16 protein-coding genes are annotated in these 16,326 nt (G+C 74.8%); 5 read left to right on the plus strand and 11 right to left on the minus strand.

Annotation, left to right across the window (positions count from 1 at the left end):
- The first annotated feature begins 83 nt into the window (after positions 1–83).
- Positions 84–1,238 carry a Gfo/Idh/MocA family oxidoreductase gene (locus ABZ490_RS02805; protein ID WP_358983265.1) on the plus strand — a complete coding sequence of 385 codons (1,155 nt, stop codon included), beginning with the start codon at positions 84–86 and terminating at the stop codon, positions 1,236–1,238.
- Between the two features lie 358 nt (positions 1,239–1,596).
- On the opposite strand, the gene ABZ490_RS02810 is transcribed toward ABZ490_RS02805, so the two are convergent.
- The 3 genes from ABZ490_RS02810 to ABZ490_RS02820 all read right to left on the minus strand — a co-directional run bounded on the left by ABZ490_RS02810 (position 1,597) and on the right by ABZ490_RS02820 (position 4,817).
- Entirely contained in the window at positions 1,597–3,339 is a 1,743-nt protein-coding gene (locus ABZ490_RS02810) for a GAF domain-containing sensor histidine kinase (protein ID WP_358983267.1), read from the minus strand.
- Between the two features lie 232 nt (positions 3,340–3,571).
- Positions 3,572–4,276: a pyridoxamine 5'-phosphate oxidase family protein gene (locus ABZ490_RS02815; protein ID WP_358983269.1), complete on the minus strand. Its 705-nt coding sequence runs from the start codon at positions 4,274–4,276 to the stop codon at positions 3,572–3,574.
- A gap of 43 nt (positions 4,277–4,319) precedes the next feature.
- Positions 4,320–4,817 carry a flavodoxin domain-containing protein gene (locus ABZ490_RS02820; protein ID WP_358983271.1) on the minus strand — a complete coding sequence of 166 codons (498 nt, stop codon included), beginning with the start codon at positions 4,815–4,817 and terminating at the stop codon, positions 4,320–4,322.
- 159 nt (positions 4,818–4,976) lie between these two features.
- Between ABZ490_RS02820 and ppk2 the strand changes: the two genes are divergently transcribed.
- Positions 4,977–5,780: a polyphosphate kinase 2 gene (gene ppk2, locus ABZ490_RS02825; protein ID WP_358983273.1), complete on the plus strand. Its 804-nt coding sequence runs from the start codon at positions 4,977–4,979 to the stop codon at positions 5,778–5,780.
- Positions 5,781–5,787: 7 nt separating this feature from the next.
- Here ppk2 and ABZ490_RS02830 read toward each other — a convergent pair whose 3' ends face one another.
- The 5 genes from ABZ490_RS02830 to ABZ490_RS02850 form a co-directional block, all read right to left on the minus strand.
- Positions 5,788–6,657: a universal stress protein gene (locus ABZ490_RS02830; protein ID WP_358983275.1), complete on the minus strand. Its 870-nt coding sequence runs from the start codon at positions 6,655–6,657 to the stop codon at positions 5,788–5,790.
- Entirely contained in the window at positions 6,654–7,676 is a 1,023-nt protein-coding gene (locus ABZ490_RS02835) for a zinc-dependent alcohol dehydrogenase (RefSeq protein ID WP_358983277.1), read from the minus strand. Before ABZ490_RS02835 ends, ABZ490_RS02830 begins: the two co-directional genes overlap by 4 nt.
- Positions 7,677–7,703: 27 nt before the next feature.
- Positions 7,704–8,609: a universal stress protein gene (locus ABZ490_RS02840; RefSeq protein WP_358983279.1), complete on the minus strand. Its 906-nt coding sequence runs from the start codon at positions 8,607–8,609 to the stop codon at positions 7,704–7,706.
- 168 nt (positions 8,610–8,777) lie between these two features.
- The gene (locus ABZ490_RS02845; protein ID WP_358983281.1) at positions 8,778–9,692 is read right to left on the minus strand and encodes a universal stress protein; all 915 of its coding nucleotides are present in this window, start codon (positions 9,690–9,692) and stop codon (positions 8,778–8,780) included.
- Between the two features lie 120 nt (positions 9,693–9,812).
- Positions 9,813–10,541, minus strand: a complete 729-nt coding sequence (locus ABZ490_RS02850; protein WP_358983283.1) for a DUF429 domain-containing protein — start codon at positions 10,539–10,541, stop codon at positions 9,813–9,815.
- 394 nt (positions 10,542–10,935) lie between these two features.
- Between ABZ490_RS02850 and ABZ490_RS02855 the strand changes: the two genes are divergently transcribed.
- Positions 10,936–11,400 (plus strand): cyclic nucleotide-binding domain-containing protein, encoded by a 465-nt coding sequence (locus tag ABZ490_RS02855; RefSeq protein ID WP_358983285.1) that lies wholly within the window; start codon positions 10,936–10,938, stop codon positions 11,398–11,400.
- Between the two features lie 165 nt (positions 11,401–11,565).
- A complete protein-coding gene (locus tag ABZ490_RS02860; RefSeq protein ID WP_358983287.1) occupies positions 11,566–11,988 on the plus strand; it encodes a pyridoxamine 5'-phosphate oxidase family protein in 423 nt (140 codons plus the stop codon).
- 74 nt (positions 11,989–12,062) lie between these two features.
- Here the strand turns inward: ABZ490_RS02860 and ABZ490_RS02865 are convergent, their stop codons facing one another.
- Positions 12,063–12,755 (minus strand): response regulator transcription factor, encoded by a 693-nt coding sequence (locus ABZ490_RS02865; protein WP_358983290.1) that lies wholly within the window; start codon positions 12,753–12,755, stop codon positions 12,063–12,065.
- Positions 12,756–13,108: 353 nt separating this feature from the next.
- On the opposite strand from ABZ490_RS02865, the gene ABZ490_RS02870 reads away from it, so the two are divergent.
- Positions 13,109–14,323, plus strand: coding sequence for a globin domain-containing protein (locus tag ABZ490_RS02870; RefSeq protein WP_358983292.1), 1,215 nt, complete (start codon positions 13,109–13,111; stop codon positions 14,321–14,323).
- Positions 14,324–14,354: 31 nt separating this feature from the next.
- Here ABZ490_RS02870 and ABZ490_RS02875 read toward each other — a convergent pair whose 3' ends face one another.
- Both ABZ490_RS02875 and ABZ490_RS02880 read right to left on the minus strand, forming a co-directional pair.
- Positions 14,355–15,674 (minus strand): hypothetical protein, encoded by a 1,320-nt coding sequence (locus ABZ490_RS02875; RefSeq protein ID WP_358983294.1) that lies wholly within the window; start codon positions 15,672–15,674, stop codon positions 14,355–14,357.
- On the minus strand, positions 15,671–16,288 hold the full coding sequence (locus tag ABZ490_RS02880) for a hypothetical protein (protein ID WP_358983296.1): 618 nt from the start codon (positions 16,286–16,288) through the stop codon (positions 15,671–15,673). The genes ABZ490_RS02875 and ABZ490_RS02880 overlap by 4 nt, the downstream gene beginning before the upstream one ends.
- Positions 16,289–16,326 lie beyond the last annotated feature (38 nt).

Here is a 16,326-nt window from a genome sequence, read left to right on the forward strand (position 1 = left end):
TGGCCGCAGGGTTGACACCTGTGGGTTCGGGACTCAGGGTGAGGCACGTCGCGTTGTGGAACGGTCCAAAACGAAGGGGTGTCATGGCAAGCACGCTCGGTGTCGCCGTCGTGGGGTTCGGCTGGATGGGACGGGTGCACACCCAGGCGTACACCCGGATCGCGCACCACTATCCGCGGCTGGGCCTGCGCCCGGAGCTGATCCGGGTCGCGGAGGACGTGCCGGGCCGGGCCGAGGAGGCCGCGGCGCAGTTCGGCTTCGCCGCGACGTCCCGGGACTGGCGCGAGGTGGCCGCGGACCCGCGCGTGCAGGCCGTCAGCATCACCGCGCCGAACTTCCTGCACCGGGAGATCGGCGTCGCGATGGCCCGGGCCGGCAAGCACATCTGGATCGAGAAGCCGGTGGGCCTGACCGCCGAGGACGCCGGGGCGGTCGCCGACGCGGTCGCGGAGGCGGGGGTGCAGGGCGCCGTCGGCTTCAACTACCGCAACGCGCCCGCCGTGGAGGCCGCCCGCGAGCTGATCGCCTCCGGGGAGATCGGCACGGTCACCCATGTCCGCGTCCGGCTCTTCAGCGACTACGCCGCCCATCCCGAGGGCGCCCTGACCTGGCGCTACGAGCGGGCGCGCGGCGGCAGCGGGGTCCTGGGCGACCTCGCCTCGCACGGGGTCGACCTGGCCCGCTTCCTCCTCGGCGAGATCGCCTCCCTCACCGCCGACACCGCGGTCTTCGTCCCCGAGCGGGCCCGTCCGACCGGCGCTACGGCCGGACACAGCCGCGCCACCGGCGGTGAGCTGGGACCGGTGGAGAACGAGGACTACGTCAACTGTCTGCTGCGCTTCGCCTCCGGCGCCCGGGGCGTCCTGGAGGCCTGCCGGGTCTCGGTCGGCGAGCAGAACAACTACGGCTTCGAGGTGCACGGCACCAAGGGCGCGGTGTTCTGGGACTTCCGGCGGATGAACGAGCTGGGCGTCAGCCGCGGTACGACGTACCAGGACCAGCCGGTGAGCACGGTGTACGTGGGCCCCGGCGCGGGCGAGTTCGGCGCGTTCCAGCCAGGCGCCGCCAACGGCATGGGCTACGACGATCTGAAGGTCGTGGAGGCGTACCGCTTCCTGCGCTCGATCGCCGAGGGCACTCCGTACGGCACGACGCTCACGGACGCGGTGCGCAGCGCCGCCGCGCTGGAGGCGATGACCCGGTCCGCCGCGACGGGCACGTGGGTGGACCTGGCATGAGGACCTGCGCATCGGGGTGACCGGCGCGCGCGTCATGGGCGCCGCTCATGTCGTCACGTGCGTCCGGGTCGTCCGGGAGGAGCGGCGGGCCGGCGGCGGGCTGATCTCGCCGGGCTTCATGCGCCGCTTCGACCCCGACTACGCCGACCTCAAGTCGGCGATCGGCAGCGGGAGTCACGGCACCCCGCTGCCGGTGCGCCGTGCGCGGCGATCCACGAGTTCGCGGCCGAGACGGCCCGCTGCGTCGAGGCCGGCCTGCGGGAGACACCGCTGCGGCCCCTGGCGGACTCCGTCGTCGCCCTCCGGACGATGGACGCCCTCCGCGACCGCGCGGCATCACGTTCCCACAGGTGTCCGCCTAGGACTTCAGCGGTGCCCGCCACACCAGGGACGTGCCGCCGCCGGCGGGGCGGGTCGGGGCGAAGGTGCCGCCGAGTTGTTCGGCGCGTTCGGCCAGGTTGCGCAGCCCGCTGCGGCGGCCGCCGTCCGGGAGGCCCACTCCGTTGTCCGTGACCGACAGGCGCACCTCACGGCCGTCGGTGGTCAGGACGACCTCGGCGCGGTCGGCGCGGGCGTGGCGGGCGATGTTGGTGAGGGACTCCGAGAGGACGGCCACGACATGGTCGGCGACCTCCTTCGGGACGTCGGTGTCGAGGAGTCCCTCCATCCGCACGCTGGGGGCGAAGCCCAGGACGGGGGCCGCCTCGCCGACCACCCGGACCGCGCGGGCCCGCAGTCCGGTGCCGCCGGCCCCGTCGCGGGTGCGCAGTCCGAAGATCGTCGACCGGATGATCTTGATGGTCTCGTCGAGGTCGTCGACCGCCCGCGCGACGCGCTCGGAGGCCTCGGGGTGCTCGATGAAACGGCCCGCGCTCTGGAGGGTCATCCCGGTGGCGAACAGCCGCTGGATCGCCAGGTCGTGCAGATCGCGGGCGATGCGGTCGCGGTCGGTGAGGACGGCGATCCGCTCGGCGTCCTGCCGGCGCTCCGCCAGCTCCATCGCGATCGCCGCCTGCCCCGCGAACACCTGGAGCGGCTCGGTCTCCTTCTCGGTGAACGGGGTGTCCCCGGACGCCCTGACCAGCAGCACGACACCGCGCGCCCCGCTGTCCCCGGTGCCCACCGGCACGGCCACCGCCGGGCCGAGCCCGGTGAGGCGCAGGGGCCCCGCCGGCATCCGCTCGTCCTCGGTGACGTCCGCGCTGGTCACGGCGGCCACCGTGGAGAACGCCTCGCCGATGAGGTTGCCCCCGGCCGGCAGGACCAGGCCCCGCAGCGCCTCCGCCTCCGCGCCGAGGGCGAGTTCCACGGTGAGGGAGCCCGTCTCCTCCATGGGCATGGCGACCACCGCCAGCGCCGCCCCCGTGATCTCCCGGGCCCGCCCGGCGATCAGACCGAGCACCTCGGCCCGCTCGGCCCCCGACATCAGACTGTGGGTGATCTCCGCGTTCGCCCCCAGCCAGCGCTCCCGCAGCCGGGACTCCGCGTACAGCCGCGCGTTGTCGATGGCCACACCGGCCGCCACGGCCAGGGTGAGGGTGACGGAGACGTCCTCCTCGTCGAACTGACCGCCGCCCCGCTTCTCGGTCAGGTAGAGGTTGCCGAACACCTGGTCGCGGACCCGGATCGGGACGCCGAGGAAGGTGTTCATCGGCGGGTGGTGGGGCGGGAAGCCGTACGACGAGGGGTGCTCGGAGAGCTTCGCCAGCCGCAGCGGCTCGGGGTTGCGGATCAGCTCCCCCAGGATGCCGTGGCCCTCCGGGTACGGGCCGATGCGGGCGATCTCCTCCTCGCTGACCCCGACGGTGTGGAACGCCGACAGCCGCCTGCCGTCCGGGCCGATCACCCCGAGCGCCGCGTACTCGGCGTCCACCAGCACCGCCGCCGCCTCCACGATGCTGCGCAGCGCCTGTTCCAGGTCCAGTTCCCGGCCGACCGAGAGCACCGCCTCCAGCAGGCTGTGCACCCGGTCCCGGGTGCCCCGGGCGGCATCCAGCCGTGCCTGCAGCTCCTCCAGCAGCTCGTCGAGCCTCAGTTGAGGCAGCCGGATCCGGGCCTCCTCGGGGCTTCCCACCTGCGTTCCTCCAGGTCCCCTGACCATGCCGGACACCCACCGGTCCGATCATGTGCCACGGTAGTGCCCGGCGAACCGGGGCGGAACCGGTGGGGTCCCGGTCGTCCGCCCGGGCCGGCCTCCAGGGCCGTACGGCGTCCGGAGCGGGACGTTCGGCACCTGGGCAACGGGAGTTTTCTGTACGACCCTGGGAAACAGGAGCGGCACCGATCCCCCGCGGTGTCGCTCCGTCGCCGTGTCACCCGGCGGGAGCCTCCGCTCACCCGGCGGGCCCCTCCGTCTCCGCGCGCCGGCCGATCCGGCGTCCGGTGACGGCGTACGGCTGGATCCGCACCCAGACGTCACGCCGGCCGCCGGCCCACGGGGTGCTGTGGACCTGCCGTGCGAGGCGCTGCGCCTCGCCGAGGTCGGTCACCATCCGGGCGTGGCCGCGCACCAGCACGCTCCAGCCCTCGCTGAACACGTCGTCGATGCGGTCGACCTCGAAGGCGACGGGGCAGCCGACCGCCAGGGACGGGGTCGCGCCCCGCGCGGTCCTGAAGACGATCATGCCGTCGACGACGCTGTAGTTGACGGGCACGATCACCGGCGCCTGGGCGGTGGGCACCGCCAGCCTGCCGACGCCGTGCGTGGCGAGCAGATCGCCGCACTCGGTGCGGGTCAGCTCGGTGAACGCGGGCGTGTGCCCGGCCCGTCCGGCACCGGGCGGGAGGTCGGCGTCGCCGCCGGTGAGGGCCGACACCGTGGTCCCCAGCACGCCCGCCAGGCTGAGCAGGGCGCCCCGGTTCGGGGCGGCTCCGGGGTGGCGCTCCAGATGGGCCAGATAGCTGGGGGCCATGCCGGCCCGGTCGGCCGTCTCCCGCAGCGACAGTCCGAGCGCGGCTCGCCGCGCGGCGAGCCGGCGGCCCAGATCGCCGGCGGGCGGCCCCTCCGTGACCTCCTGTGTCGGTGTCTGTTCGGCCATGGCCGTCACGTCCTTTCGCACCTGCCGGACAAGCGGAGACGTCCTACGAGCGGTTCAGTTCCTGGGCGATCCCGTCCGCCCAGGTCTCGATCGCGGCGAAGTCCCGGAAGTCGCCGCCCTTGCCCGAGCGCAGGATCATCCCGGCCACCCGGCCCTTGGCGCCCTCTTCGAGGCAACCGCCGAAGGTGATGTGCTGCCGGGCGTCCAGCGCCGTCATCGCCCGCCGCACACCCCGTACGGGCGGGATGTCCCGCTCGGACGCCGAGGGGTCCAGCGGGCCGCTGCTGAAGAGCCAGACGGGGCGTCCGGCCAGCGTCCGGCGGTGGCGCCGCACGAACCGGCGGGCGTCCTTGTGCCAGCGTCCGGCGTACAGCCCGCCGCCGACCACGACGGCGTCGTACGGGGCCACGCTCACCACGTCGCGCGCCGGGCGCGCCTCGACGGACAGCCCGTCCTTGCGCAGTACGTCGGCCACCGCTTCGGCGATCTCCGCCGTCGAACCGTTGGTCGTCCCGTACGTGACCAGCACCGTGTCGGTCATGACGGTTCGCCTCCTCCGAGATCGGCTCCCGCGTCCGACGACCCTCCGCGGGACCCTTCGATCGTCGCGCGCCGCGGCGGCCACCGGCAGGGGCCGCTCGGCCCCATCCGACGCCGATGGTCCCGCCGGTCGGCCCGGGGACGGGTAGCGTGACGTCCCATGGCCGGCAAGAAGGCGGCGGAGCTGCCGCGCAAGGTGTACGAGAAGGAACTGCTGCGTCTCCAGACGGAGTTGGTGAGACTCCAGGAGTGGGTGCGGGCGAACGGCGTCCGGCTGGTGGTGGTCTTCGAGGGGCGGGACGCGGCCGGCAAGGGCGGCACGATCAAACGGGTGGCGGAGCACCTCAATCCGCGGGTCGCCCGGATCGCCGCGCTGCCGAAGCCGACCGAGCGCGAGCGCACCCAGTGGTACTTCCAGCGGTACGTCGAGCATCTGCCGGCCGCCGGGGAGATCGTGCTGTTCGACCGGTCCTGGTACAACCGGGCCGGTGTCGAGCAGGTGATGGGTTTCTGCTCGAAGGAGGAGCACGAGCTGTTCCTGCGCCAGTGCCCGATCTTCGAGCGGATGCTGATCGAGGACGGCATCCTGCTGCGCAAGTACTGGTTCTCGGTGAGCGACACCGAGCAGCAGGAGCGGTTCCGGCGCCGGCTGGAGGACCCGCTGCGGCGCTGGAAGCTGTCGCCGATGGACCTGGAGTCGATCACCCGCTGGGAGGCGTACTCGCGGGCGAAGGACGAGATGATGGTGCACACCGACATCTCCGAGGCGCCCTGGTACGTCGTGGAGAGCGACGACAAGCGCACGGCCCGGCTGAACATGATCGCCCATCTGCTGTCGACGGTGCCGTACCGCGAGGTGCCGCCGCCGGTGCTGGAGCTTCCGCAGCGGCCGCCGTCGACCGGCTACCAGCGCTCGCCGCGCGATCTGCGGACGTACGTCCCCGATCACGCGGCGGAGCTCTGAGGGCCCCTCACTCCGGCTCGGGCACCACGGCGACCGCGCAGTCCGCCCGGTGCAGGACCCCGTGGGCGACCCGGCCGAGCTGGAGGCCGCGGTGCCCGTGGGTGCGCCGGGCGCCGACCACCAGCAGGCCGGCGTCCCGGGAGGCGTCCAGCAGGACGTCACGGGGCGGGCCCTCGACGGTGCGGCGGCGCAGCTCGACGTCGGCCGGGACGTCCGCCAGGGCCTCCTGAAGGGCCTCGGCGGCCCGCTCCTCGTGCCGGCGCGCGGGCTCTCCGGTCAGCAGGGGGTGGTCCACGCTCTCCCGCGCCGGGCGGCGCCAGGCCCGTACGGCCTCCAGGGGCACCCCGCGCAGCCGGGCCTCCGCAACGGCGAAGCGCACCGCCGCCGCGTCCTTGCCGTGCTCCCCGACGCCCACCACGACCGGGCCGTGCGGCCCCGCGCCGGAGCCCTCGCCGCGGACCACGATCACCGGGCAGTGCGCGTGCGCGGCCACGGTGAGGCTGACGGAGCCGAGGAGCATCTCGCGGACGCTGCCGCGGCCCCGGGTGCCGAGCACCAGCGCGGAGGCGTCGCGTCCCTCCCGGACCAGCACGTACTCGGGTTCCTCGGCGACCACCTCGGCCGAGACCGTCAGCTCCGGCCGGCGTTCGCGGGCCCGGCGGGCGGCCACCGCGACGATGTCGTCGGCGCGGACCTCCTCGTCGGGCTTGTGGTCGCCGGCGAGCGCCGTGCCCTCGTAGCGCTCCCAGAGGGAGGCGTACACCACCCGCAGCGGCACCCGGCGCAGCGCGGCCTCGTCGGCGGCCCGGTCCACGGCGTGCAGGCTCGGCCCGGAGCCGTCCACGCCGACGACCACGGGCCGTTCGTCGGTCCTCACCGGCCCGCTCCGAGGTCGAAGACGATCCGGGCCTTGACCTGGCCGCGCAGCACGGCCTCGATCGACTCGTTGACGCTCTCCAGCGGGCGGGTCTCGTGGATGACCCGGGTGCGGCCGGCCGCGTGCAGCCGGAACACCTCGGCGAGGTCCTGGCGGGTGCCGACGATCGAGCCGATGACGGAGGTGCCGTTGAGGACCGTGTCGAAGATGGGCAGCCGGACCGTGCCGTGCGCGGGCAGGGCGACCATGACCAGTTTGCCGCCGCGCCGCAGCCCGGAGTAGGCGGCGGAGAAGGCGGCCTCGTTCACGGCCAGCGCGATCGCCGCGTGGGCGCCGCCGTACCGCTTGAGCACCTCGCCGACGTCCTCCTTGCGGGCGTCGATCAGGATGTCGGCGCCGAGGTCGGCCGCCAGGTCGAGCTTCTCGTCGGTGACGTCGATCGCGGCGACGGTGGCGCCGGCGATCTTCGCGTACTGCACGGCGAGATGGCCGAGCCCGCCGACGCCGGAGATCGCGACGAGCTGCGCCGGCCGCACGTCGGCGACCTTCAGCGCCTTGTACGTCGTGACGCCCGCGCAGGTCAGCGGGGCGGCGTCGAAGGGGCTGACGCCGTCGGGCACGGGCTGGGCGAAGTCGGCCCGGGCGAGCATCTTCTCCGCGTACCCGCCGTCGCAGCCGTAGCCGGTGTTGACCTGCTGCTCGCACAGGGTCTCCCAGCCCGACAGACAGTGCTCGCAGCGCCCGCACGCCGTGCCGAGCCAGGGCACGGCGACCCGCTGTCCTAGGGCGAGGTGGGTGACGCCCTCGCCCAGCTTCTCGACCAGGCCGACGCCCTCGTGGCCCGGCACGAACGGCGGGCTCGGCTTCACGGGCCAGTCGCCGTGCGCCGCGTGGATGTCGGTGTGGCACAGCCCGGAGGCCTCCACCCGGACCCGGACCTGACCGGGGCCGGGCTCGGGGTCGGGGCGCTCCTCGATGACCAGGGGCTCGCCGAACGCTCGGACGACCGCTGCCTTCATGGCTCTCTTCTCCTCGGTGCGGGCGCGTCAGTCGTGGGGGACCACGGCGACGGGGACGGTGGCGTGGTGCAGGACGGCGTGGGTGACATGGCCGATGTGGCTGCCCACCGGGTTGCGGCGGGCGCGCCGGCCGACGACGACCAGGGAGGCCTCGTGGGAGGCGTCCACGAGATGGACCGCGGGGCTGCCGTAGCGGGTGACCTCGACGGTCTCCACCCCCGGGAACCTGGTCCGCCAGGGGCTGAGCACCTTGGCGAGTTCCTCGGCGGCGTTGAGGGCCAGTGCCTCGTGCAGCGCGGGGTTTGCGGGGGTGCCGTAGGCGTAGTACGGCGGCGGGTTCCAGGCGTGGACGACCCGCAGCGGGGTCTCGCGGCGCAGGGCGGCGTCGAAGGCGAACGCGAGGAGCGACTCGTCCGGGTGCGCGGTGTCCAGCCCGAGGACCACCGGCCGGAAGGGGGTCGCGGCGGACGGGATGCCCACCGGGTCCGGCTCGTGCTCGTCGGCGGCCTGTTCCAGCGCCCGGACCAGCACCACGGGGCGCTCGGCGTGGGCGACGACCGACAGGCCGACCGAGCCGACCATGAAGCCGACCGGGCCGCCGAGGCCGCGCGAGCCGAGGACCAGCAGGTCGGCGTCCTTCGCCGCCTCGGCGAGCACGTCGCCGGGGTGGCCGTAGAGCTGCTCGGTGATCACCTCGAGGCCGGGGTGGCGCAGCGCCATGCCCTCGGCGGCCTCGCGGGGAATCCTCTCGGTCCAGTGCTGCTGGGTCTCCGCGCCGAGGAGCGGGGCCTGGGCCATCGGCTCCGGCACGGGCTCCCAGACGTGGACGAGCTTGAGCGGCAGGCTGCGCAGGGTCGACTCGCGGGCCGCCCACTCCGCGGCGGCCCGGCTCTCGGGCGAGCCGTCGAGGCCTGCGGTGACAGTGCGGAGCATGATCTCCACCTCCTGGGGCAAGGGATCGGATTCCAGCGTGGGTTCCCGGGGGCCCGGACGGCAGGGGCCGGTGGTCCCGGGTGGGGTCCGACCGGCCCGGCCGGTGGACCCGGGGCGGTGTCCCGCCCTCCCTCGTGCTCAGTCGTGCTCAGTCGTACTCAGTCGTGCTCAGTCGTGCGGTACGACGGCGACCGGTGCCGACGCGTGCTGCAGGACGGCGTGCGTCACCGGGCCGATACGGCCGCCGACCGGGGTGCGGCGCCGCGCGCGGCCCACGACGACCAGGGCGGCGTCCCGGGACGCGTGCACGAGATGACGGCCGGCGCCGCCCACGACGGCCTGTTCGCGGACCTCGACGCCGGGGAACTTGTCCCGCCAGGGCCGCAGGGCCTCGCTCAGCTGCTGCTGCGCCTCCTCGGCCAGTTCGGCGTCGAGACCGGCGTCCAGGACGGCGCCGTAGCCGTAGACGGCCGCCGGGTTCCAGCCGTGCACGACCCGCAGCCCGCCGGCGCGGCGGCGGGCGGCCTCGAAGGCGAACTCCAGGACGGCGGCCGCCGGGTCCGCGACGTCCAGGCCGAGCACGACGTCGCGGTACGGCGTGGTCTGCGAAGGGGCTCCGGCGGCGTCCGGCAGATGCTCGTCCTCGGCGCGCTCGCCGGCCCGGACGAGGACGACGGGCCGTTCGGAGCGGGCCACGACGGCCTGGGCGACGGAGCCGACCAGGAACCCGGTGACCGTGCCGAGGCCGCGGGACCCCAGGACCAGCAGGTCGGCGTGCGCGGCGGCGGACAGCAGGGCGGGCACCGGCTCCTGCCGGGTCTCCTCGGCGGTGATCCGCAGATCGGGGCGGCGCAGCGCGAGCCGGGACTCCGTCTCCCGGAGCAGGTGCGCGGCCCAGTCGCGCTGCCCGGCGAGCACTCCGGGCGCGGAGATGCCGCCGAGCGGCGCGTACAGCGGGACCACCGGTTCCTCCGCGTGGACGAGCCGCAGGAGCGCCTCCTGGTGGGCCGCCTCGCGGGCGGCCCAGTCCGCGGCGGCGAGACTCTCGGGCGAGCCGTCGAGACCGACGGTGATGACGGACATGTGCGGACCTCCTTGGGGGATGCACCGCAAGTCTCCGGTCCGGTGTCCCCGGGACGGCAGGGGCCTGAGGTCCTCACCGGGGGCCGAACGGCCCTACAGAGGCACCGCTGTGACGATCCGTCAGTCGTGCAGGAGGCCGGTGAGGGAGTCCGGCTCGGGGAGGTGGATCCAGCCCTCGGTGCGCGCGGGTCCGGCGTCCTCGGCGCCGGGCCACGCGGTGCGCCCCAGGCCGATCGCGCGGGCCGTCAGCGAGGCGATGAGGGCGTCGTAGGCGTCCCGGTCGGTGGCGTACGTCTCCCGTGCGGGGCCGGAGAGGTGCAGCCAGGGTGCGGCGGCGGTCAGTTCGTCGACGGTGCCGAGGGACAGGCCCCAGCGGTGGCGGGCGGCGGCCGGGTACACCTCGGCCACCCGGCCGGCCCCCGTGCGGTCCACCGGGTGGCCGAGCCGAGCGAGGCGGGCCTGGAGGCGGGCCCAGCGGGCGGCGACGGAGCCCAGCTTGTCGAAGGAGACCGACAGCGGGAAGCGCGGGGCGTGCGGCGCGACGAGCAGATCGGTGCGCCGGTAGCGCAGGGCCCGGAGATCGTCGTCGCCCTCGGTGTCCCGGCCCGGCCAGCCGGGGTGCGGTGCGGCGTGGGCGGCCATCGCCTCGACGAACGCGACGGGCCAGCCGAACGGACAGTCCACCCCGGCCCGGTCCTCCTCGCCCAGGGCGGTGAGGAGCTCCAGCAGGCGTTCGTCGGTGCAGCGCAGGACCGGGGCGTGCACGACGGCCCGCTCCCCGGACCAGTCGATCACGGACGCGGCGGTACGACGGGGGCGCGCGGAGAGGTCCACGCCGACGGTACGCATGCCGCCAGGATGCCCTGTCGGGGGCCGGGCCTGTCGGTGGCCGGGCTTATCCGGGGCCTGCCCTGACCGGGGCCGGGCCTGACCGGGGCCGGGCCTGACCGGGGCCGGGCCTGACCGGGGCCGGGCCTGACCGGGGCCGGGCCTCTCCGGGGCCCGGGCCCGTCCGGGGCCTGCCCAAACCCGGGGCCAGGCCCGTCCGGGGGCCTGCCCAAACCGGGGCCCGGGCCCGCCCGGAGCCTGCCCAAACCCGGGGCCAGGCCCGTCCGGGGGCCTGCCCAAGCCCGGGGCCGGGCCGACCGGCCCGGGCCGGGTGCCGGACGGCCCATGGTCCGGCGGTGGGCGCCGGAACCATGCTGGACATGGCAGATCCCGTCGACCAGCCCGGAGGCACGCCATGATCGACATCCCTGCGCCCAGCATGCTGCGCGCCCTCCCGGCCGAGCACCGCGAGCGGCTCCTGCGCGTCGCCCGCGAGGTGTCCTTCCCGCAGGGGACGCGACTGTTCGATGAGGGCGGCCGGGCCGACCGGTTCTGGATCGTCCGTACGGGCACCGTCGACCTCGACATGCATGTGCCCGGCCGCCGCGCGGCCGTCATCGAGTCCCTGCGGCACAACGAACTCGTCGGCTGGTCCTGGCTGTTCACGCCCCACGTCTGGCATCTGGGCGCGGAGGCGGCGACGCCGGTACGGGCGTACGAGTTCGACGCCACCGCCGTCCGCATGATGTGCGAGGAGGACCCGGAGCTGGGCCGGGCCGTCGGCCAGTGGGTCGGTGACGTCCTCGCCCACCGGCTGCGCTCCACCCGCACCCGGCTGCTCGACCTGTACGCCCCGTGGGGCGCCGACAGCACCGTCTGATCCGCGCCCCGCCCCACCTCGTCCCACCTCGTCCGGAGGGGCCCCGCGACCCGAGTGCCGCAGGGCCCCTTCTCCGTACCCGCTCCGTTCGGCGGCCCGTGTTCCCCGCCCAGAACAGGCCGTCCGGCCCTACCGGGACCCGGGGGCACGTCCCACGATGGACGGATGGTTCAGAACGATGCCTTTCGCGCGCTCGACCGGCAGGAGTGCCTGCGCCTGCTGGCGAAGGTGCCGGTCGGCCGGGTCGTGTACACCCGACACGCGCTGCCCGCGGTCCTCCCCGTGAACTTCACCCTCGACCCGGACGCCTCCGTCGTGCTGCGCACCTCGGCCGCCTCCGACCTGGTCCGTGCGATCGACGGCGTCGTGGTCGCCTTCGAGGCGGACGAGTGGCACGCGGCGACCCAGTCGGGCTGGAGCGTCGTCGTCACGGGGCAGGCGGCCGTGGTGACCGACCCGGCCGAGCACGACCGGCTGTCCGGGAGCGGTCCCACCTCGTGGATGCCGATCAGGGACGGCGTCTTCGTCCGGATCGAGCCCGGCATGGTCACCGGCCGCGAGGTTATCGGGGCCCGGGACAGCGCCTGAGCACAGCGGTACGGCAAAGGACGTGGGTCCCTTGCCGTACCGGGCGGGCGGGGTGCGCGGGAGCGCCGCCGGGGTCAGTGCCCCTTCTGCCGGAGCCGGTCCTGGGCCTGGGTGGCGATGACGGCGGCCTGGATGCGCCGTTCCACACCGAGCTTGGCGAGCAGCCGGGAGATGTGGTTCTTGACCGTCTTCTCGGCCAGGTAGAGCCGCTGTCCGATCTGCCGGTTGGTCAGCCCCTCGCCGATCAGGGCCAGGATCTCGCGCTCCCGCTCCGTCAGGCCGGGCAGGGCGTCCGGCTCGGGCTCCGGCTCCTGGCCCTGGCGCAGCCGGGCCATCAGCCGGGTGGTGGCGCTGGGGTCGAGCAGCGACTGCCCGGCGGCGACCGTGCGGACCGCGGAGACCAGGTCGGTGCCCTGGATCTGCTTCAGCACATAGCCGGAGGCGCCGGCCATGATCGAGTCGAGCAGGGCCTCCTCGTCGTCGAACGAGGTCAGCATCAGACAGACCAGCTCCGGCATGCTCGACCGCAGTTCGCGGCAGACGGTCACGCCGTCGCCGTCCGGCAGCCGTACGTCGAGCACGGCCACCTGCGGGCGCAGCGCGGGCACCCGGACGAGGGCCTGCTCCACGGTGCCCGCCTCGCCGACCACGGTGATGTCCGGCTCGTCGTTCAGCAGGTCGCGCACCCCGCGCCGGACCACCTCGTGGTCGTCCAGCAGGAAGACCCGGATCGGGCTCTCGGGTTCGGGACGCTCGCCGTCCGCCATCGGATCGCTCCTCGTTCGTACCGTGGGACGCCTGGGCCGGCCCCGCCCCGTACGCGGGGACGGCCGGTCCTGGCCTTACGGAGATCCTGCGCCATCCGGCACCGGAGGGCCAGGGCCGGTCGGCCCTACTGCGCCCGGTCCCCGGGCCGAAGGGCGGTCGTGCCGCGCCGTACGTCCCGGTGGGCGGGCCGCCCGCCGGGCCGATGTTCCCGGACCGGTGGGGCCATTGGTCCCCTTTCCGCCCCGGACGGCCGATCGGGCCCCGGATACGGGATTTCGCCTGCTAGACAGAGGTGCGCCGCCCGATCCGATGCGGCGCCCACCCCCTGCTCACGCCCTGCCCGGGAGGCTCCATGCTGTCCGCAGAATCCGCCGCCGTGGTCCGTGCCACCCTGCCCGCGGTCGCCGGAGCGCTCGACGAGATCACCACGCGGTTCTACGCCACGATGTTCGGCGACCGGCCCGAGCTGCTGGACGGGATGTTCAACCGCGGCAACCAGGCGAGCGGCGCCCAGCGGCAGGCCCTCGCCGCCTCGATCGCCGGGTTCGCGACCGCCCTGCTCGACGCCCCGGACACCCGTCCCGACATGCTCCTGGACCGGATCGCGCACAAGCACGCGGCCGTCGGGGTCACCGACGACCAGTACACGATCGTCCACAAGTACCTGTTCGGCGCGATCGCCGAGGTGCTCGGCGACGCGGTCACCCCGGAGGTGGCGGCCGCCTGGGACGAGGTGTACTGGCTGATGGCGGGCGCCCTGATCGGGCGGGAGGCCCGGCTCTACCGGGACGCGGGGGTCGTGCCCGGCGAGGTGTGGCGGCCCTGGACGGTCGTCGAGCGCCGGGAGGAGACCGCGGACGTGGTGTCGTTCCTGCTGCGTCCCGCCGACGGCGCGCCCGCGCCGCACGCCCGGGCGGGCCAGTACGTGAGCGTGCGGGTCCGGATGCCCGACGGGGTGCGGCAGCTGCGGCAGTACAGCCTGTCCTGCGCGCCGGACGGCGAGCTGCGGCGGATCACGGTGAAACGGGTCGCGGGGACGGCGGACGGACCGGACGGGGAGGTCTCCACCCTGCTGCACGACCAGGTCCGGGCGGGGGAGGAGCTGATGCTGTCCGCGCCGTTCGGCGACGTCTTCCTCGACGAGCCGGCCGACGCCGGCACCCCGGTGGTCCTGGTCTCGGCGGGCATCGGCTGCACGCCCATGACCGGCATCCTGGCCCACCTCGCCGGCCTCGGCTCGACCCGCCCGGTGGTGGTCCTGCACGCCGACCGCTCCCCCGCCGAGCACGCGCTGCGCGCGGAGACCCGCGACCTCGTGGAGCGGCTGCCGCACGCGCGTGCCACGTTCTGGTACGAGCGTCCCGGAGCGGAGGAGCCCACCTCCCGGGCCGGTCTCATGGACCTCGACGGGATCGAACTGCCCGCGGACGCCACGGTGTTCCTGTGCGGACCGGTGCCCTTCATGCGGGAGGTACGGGGCGCTCTGCTGCACGCCGGCGTCCCGGCCCGGCGGATCCGGTACGAGGTCTTCGGCCCCGACCTGTGGCTGCCCGCCCCGACGGCCTGAGGCCGGTCCCTCCGGACGGCTCCGGCCGGGTTCACAGGTGGTGCACCCGGGCGGAGCCGTCGACCCAGTGCCAGTTCACCGGGGCGTACTCCTTCTTCCACGCCGTCCGCCCCCGGGCGTAGCTCTTCAGGGCCGCCTCCACCGCGGCAGCGAGACCGTCGAGGTCCTCCGGGACCGGCACGCGCAGCAGCAGGTGCTGCTTGCGGTGGGCGAGGAGGAGTTCACCGGCGGGCGTGGCCTCCAGGAGGGTGAAGTGGGTGAGCGCCTTGTACGGCTTGTCCTCGGTGGACATGCGCGAGCGCAGCCGGCCGTCGGCGCTCCAGGCGTACAGGCCGAAGCGGTTGAGGTGGAAGGCGCGGGCGCGGTACGGATCGCCGACCACGGTGAAGCAGAAGCCGGTGAACGGGCTGTCGTCGTACCGGTGGAGCCCCTCCAGCCGGCCCCGGACCGCTCCCCGGTCGTCCAGGAGCGCGAACGTGAAGACCTGGCCCCGGTTGCCGGAGCGGTGGAGGCGTCCGAAGACGGGGACGACGAACAGGTCGTCGCCCAGCGCCGCCGGGCGTCCCAGCGTGCAGTCGTGGTATTCGGAGGCGCGGCGGGAGTCCCGGGACACGATCTCGGTCAGGGAGGGCGAGGGGCGGTGGTCGCGGCCCACCGGCGCGCCCCCGAAGCGGACATGGGCGTACAGGTCGGCGTCGGTCTGGCGGTCGGTGCGCGCGTCGTGCGTGGCGAGGGCCCGGAGCGTGGCCCTGGAGCCCGGGGTGAGCGGCTCGCCGGGCTCGGACAGGGCGACGATGTTGGGGTGGGCGCCGGCGACATTGCTCAGCCCGTACTCGGACGTCACGCACAGCAGCCGTCCCGAGGGCGTGACGGTGATCGACGCGGCGTAGGGGTCGCCGTTGCGATCCTTCTCCTCCTCCCAGCCCCAGGGCATCCGCCAGGAGGCCAGGACCCGGCTCAGGTCCGCGGAGAGCAGATGGGTGGTGCCCGGCTTCGAGCTGAGGGCCACGGTCCCGTCCGGGAGGACCGCCAGCGTCGGCTCGGTGCCCTCCTCGATCGCCGAGGGCGTGCCGTCCGGCCGCGGCTGTCCGTACAGGGCGACGGCGACGGGCCGTCCGTCGGGGCCGTGGCGGGTGATGAGCTGACAGCGGAAGTTGTGTTCGGCGGGATCCGTCGCCGCCGCGGCATCCCAGCGATAGCGCCCCGCCCCGGACACCACGTAGGTGTCGCCCGCGGGCGTGGCCACCGCGTGATGGGTGTCGAACCCCCATCCCTCGGCGGTGGGATCGACCCGACGGGCGGCCGTCAGGGAAGCGGGCAGGGTCAGCGGCGAGGTCAGGGTCGACGTCATGATCGGCATCTTCCTCCGGACCACTGACAACGCCCGGGGCCGCCCGGCTCAGGAGAAGGACCGCGGCTCCGGGTGGCGCGCCGCGAGGCGGTCGAACGCGCCGTCGTCGCCCGGTGCGGGGCGAGGGTGCCGATGTGCTCCTTGACGGTCTCGCGCGGCAGGCGGAGCCGGTGGGCGAGCGGCTCCGCCTTGGTGTACGTCGCATGCGCGGCGCCCCGCAGGGTGAGGCCCCGGCGCGGTCCGCGGCTGTGCCGCCACCGGGCTCGCCAGGACGGCACCGTGGCGAGGCCGTTGCCGTCCTTGCCGACGAGGGGGAAGGGCCGGTCGAGGCCGTCGGCGGCGACGGTGGAGAGGTGACCGGGGGTGGCGTTCTCCTGGACGTGGGCGAGGCCGCCGTCGAGGTCGGCCGCCGCCGTGAGGCGGGGGTCGTCGTGCGGGGCCCGGGCAGCATCCAGGGGTGCGGCCGGACGTCCCGCGGCGGCCCGGGCGGAGCGAGACCGTGTACCGCCCGGTGAGCCCGGGCAGCCACAGCCGGGCGCGTACGGCGACCCGCCCACCGCCACCACCGCCACCCCCGGCTCACCCGAACGGGGCCGCACCCCGGGTGCCGCCACCCACGCCTCCCCCACCGAGCCGCGCCGCGCGGGCGCAG

It is taken from the genome of Streptomyces sp. NPDC005811 (assembly GCF_040630405.1).
Classification (GTDB): domain Bacteria; phylum Actinomycetota; class Actinomycetes; order Streptomycetales; family Streptomycetaceae; genus Streptomyces.

Coding starts and splice junctions, on each gene's coding strand:
- ABZ490_RS02805 (WP_358983265.1), top strand. CDS start 84: ATGGCAAGCACGCTCGGTGTCGCCGTCGTGGGGTTCGGCTGGATGGGA.
- ABZ490_RS02810 (WP_358983267.1), bottom strand. CDS start 3,339: ATGGTCAGGGGACCTGGAGGAACGCAGGTGGGAAGCCCCGAGGAGGCC.
- ABZ490_RS02815 (WP_358983269.1), bottom strand. CDS start 4,276: ATGGCCGAACAGACACCGACACAGGAGGTCACGGAGGGGCCGCCCGCC.
- ABZ490_RS02820 (WP_358983271.1), bottom strand. CDS start 4,817: ATGACCGACACGGTGCTGGTCACGTACGGGACGACCAACGGTTCGACG.
- ppk2 (WP_358983273.1), top strand. CDS start 4,977: ATGGCCGGCAAGAAGGCGGCGGAGCTGCCGCGCAAGGTGTACGAGAAG.
- ABZ490_RS02835 (WP_358983277.1), bottom strand. CDS start 7,676: ATGAAGGCAGCGGTCGTCCGAGCGTTCGGCGAGCCCCTGGTCATCGAG.
- ABZ490_RS02840 (WP_358983279.1), bottom strand. CDS start 8,609: ATGCTCCGCACTGTCACCGCAGGCCTCGACGGCTCGCCCGAGAGCCGG.
- ABZ490_RS02845 (WP_358983281.1), bottom strand. CDS start 9,692: ATGTCCGTCATCACCGTCGGTCTCGACGGCTCGCCCGAGAGTCTCGCC.
- ABZ490_RS02850 (WP_358983283.1), bottom strand. CDS start 10,541: ATGCGTACCGTCGGCGTGGACCTCTCCGCGCGCCCCCGTCGTACCGCC.
- ABZ490_RS02855 (WP_358983285.1), top strand. CDS start 10,936: ATGATCGACATCCCTGCGCCCAGCATGCTGCGCGCCCTCCCGGCCGAG.
- ABZ490_RS02860 (WP_358983287.1), top strand. CDS start 11,566: ATGGTTCAGAACGATGCCTTTCGCGCGCTCGACCGGCAGGAGTGCCTG.
- ABZ490_RS02865 (WP_358983290.1), bottom strand. CDS start 12,755: ATGGCGGACGGCGAGCGTCCCGAACCCGAGAGCCCGATCCGGGTCTTC.
- ABZ490_RS02870 (WP_358983292.1), top strand. CDS start 13,109: ATGCTGTCCGCAGAATCCGCCGCCGTGGTCCGTGCCACCCTGCCCGCG.
- ABZ490_RS02875 (WP_358983294.1), bottom strand. CDS start 15,674: ATGACGTCGACCCTGACCTCGCCGCTGACCCTGCCCGCTTCCCTGACG.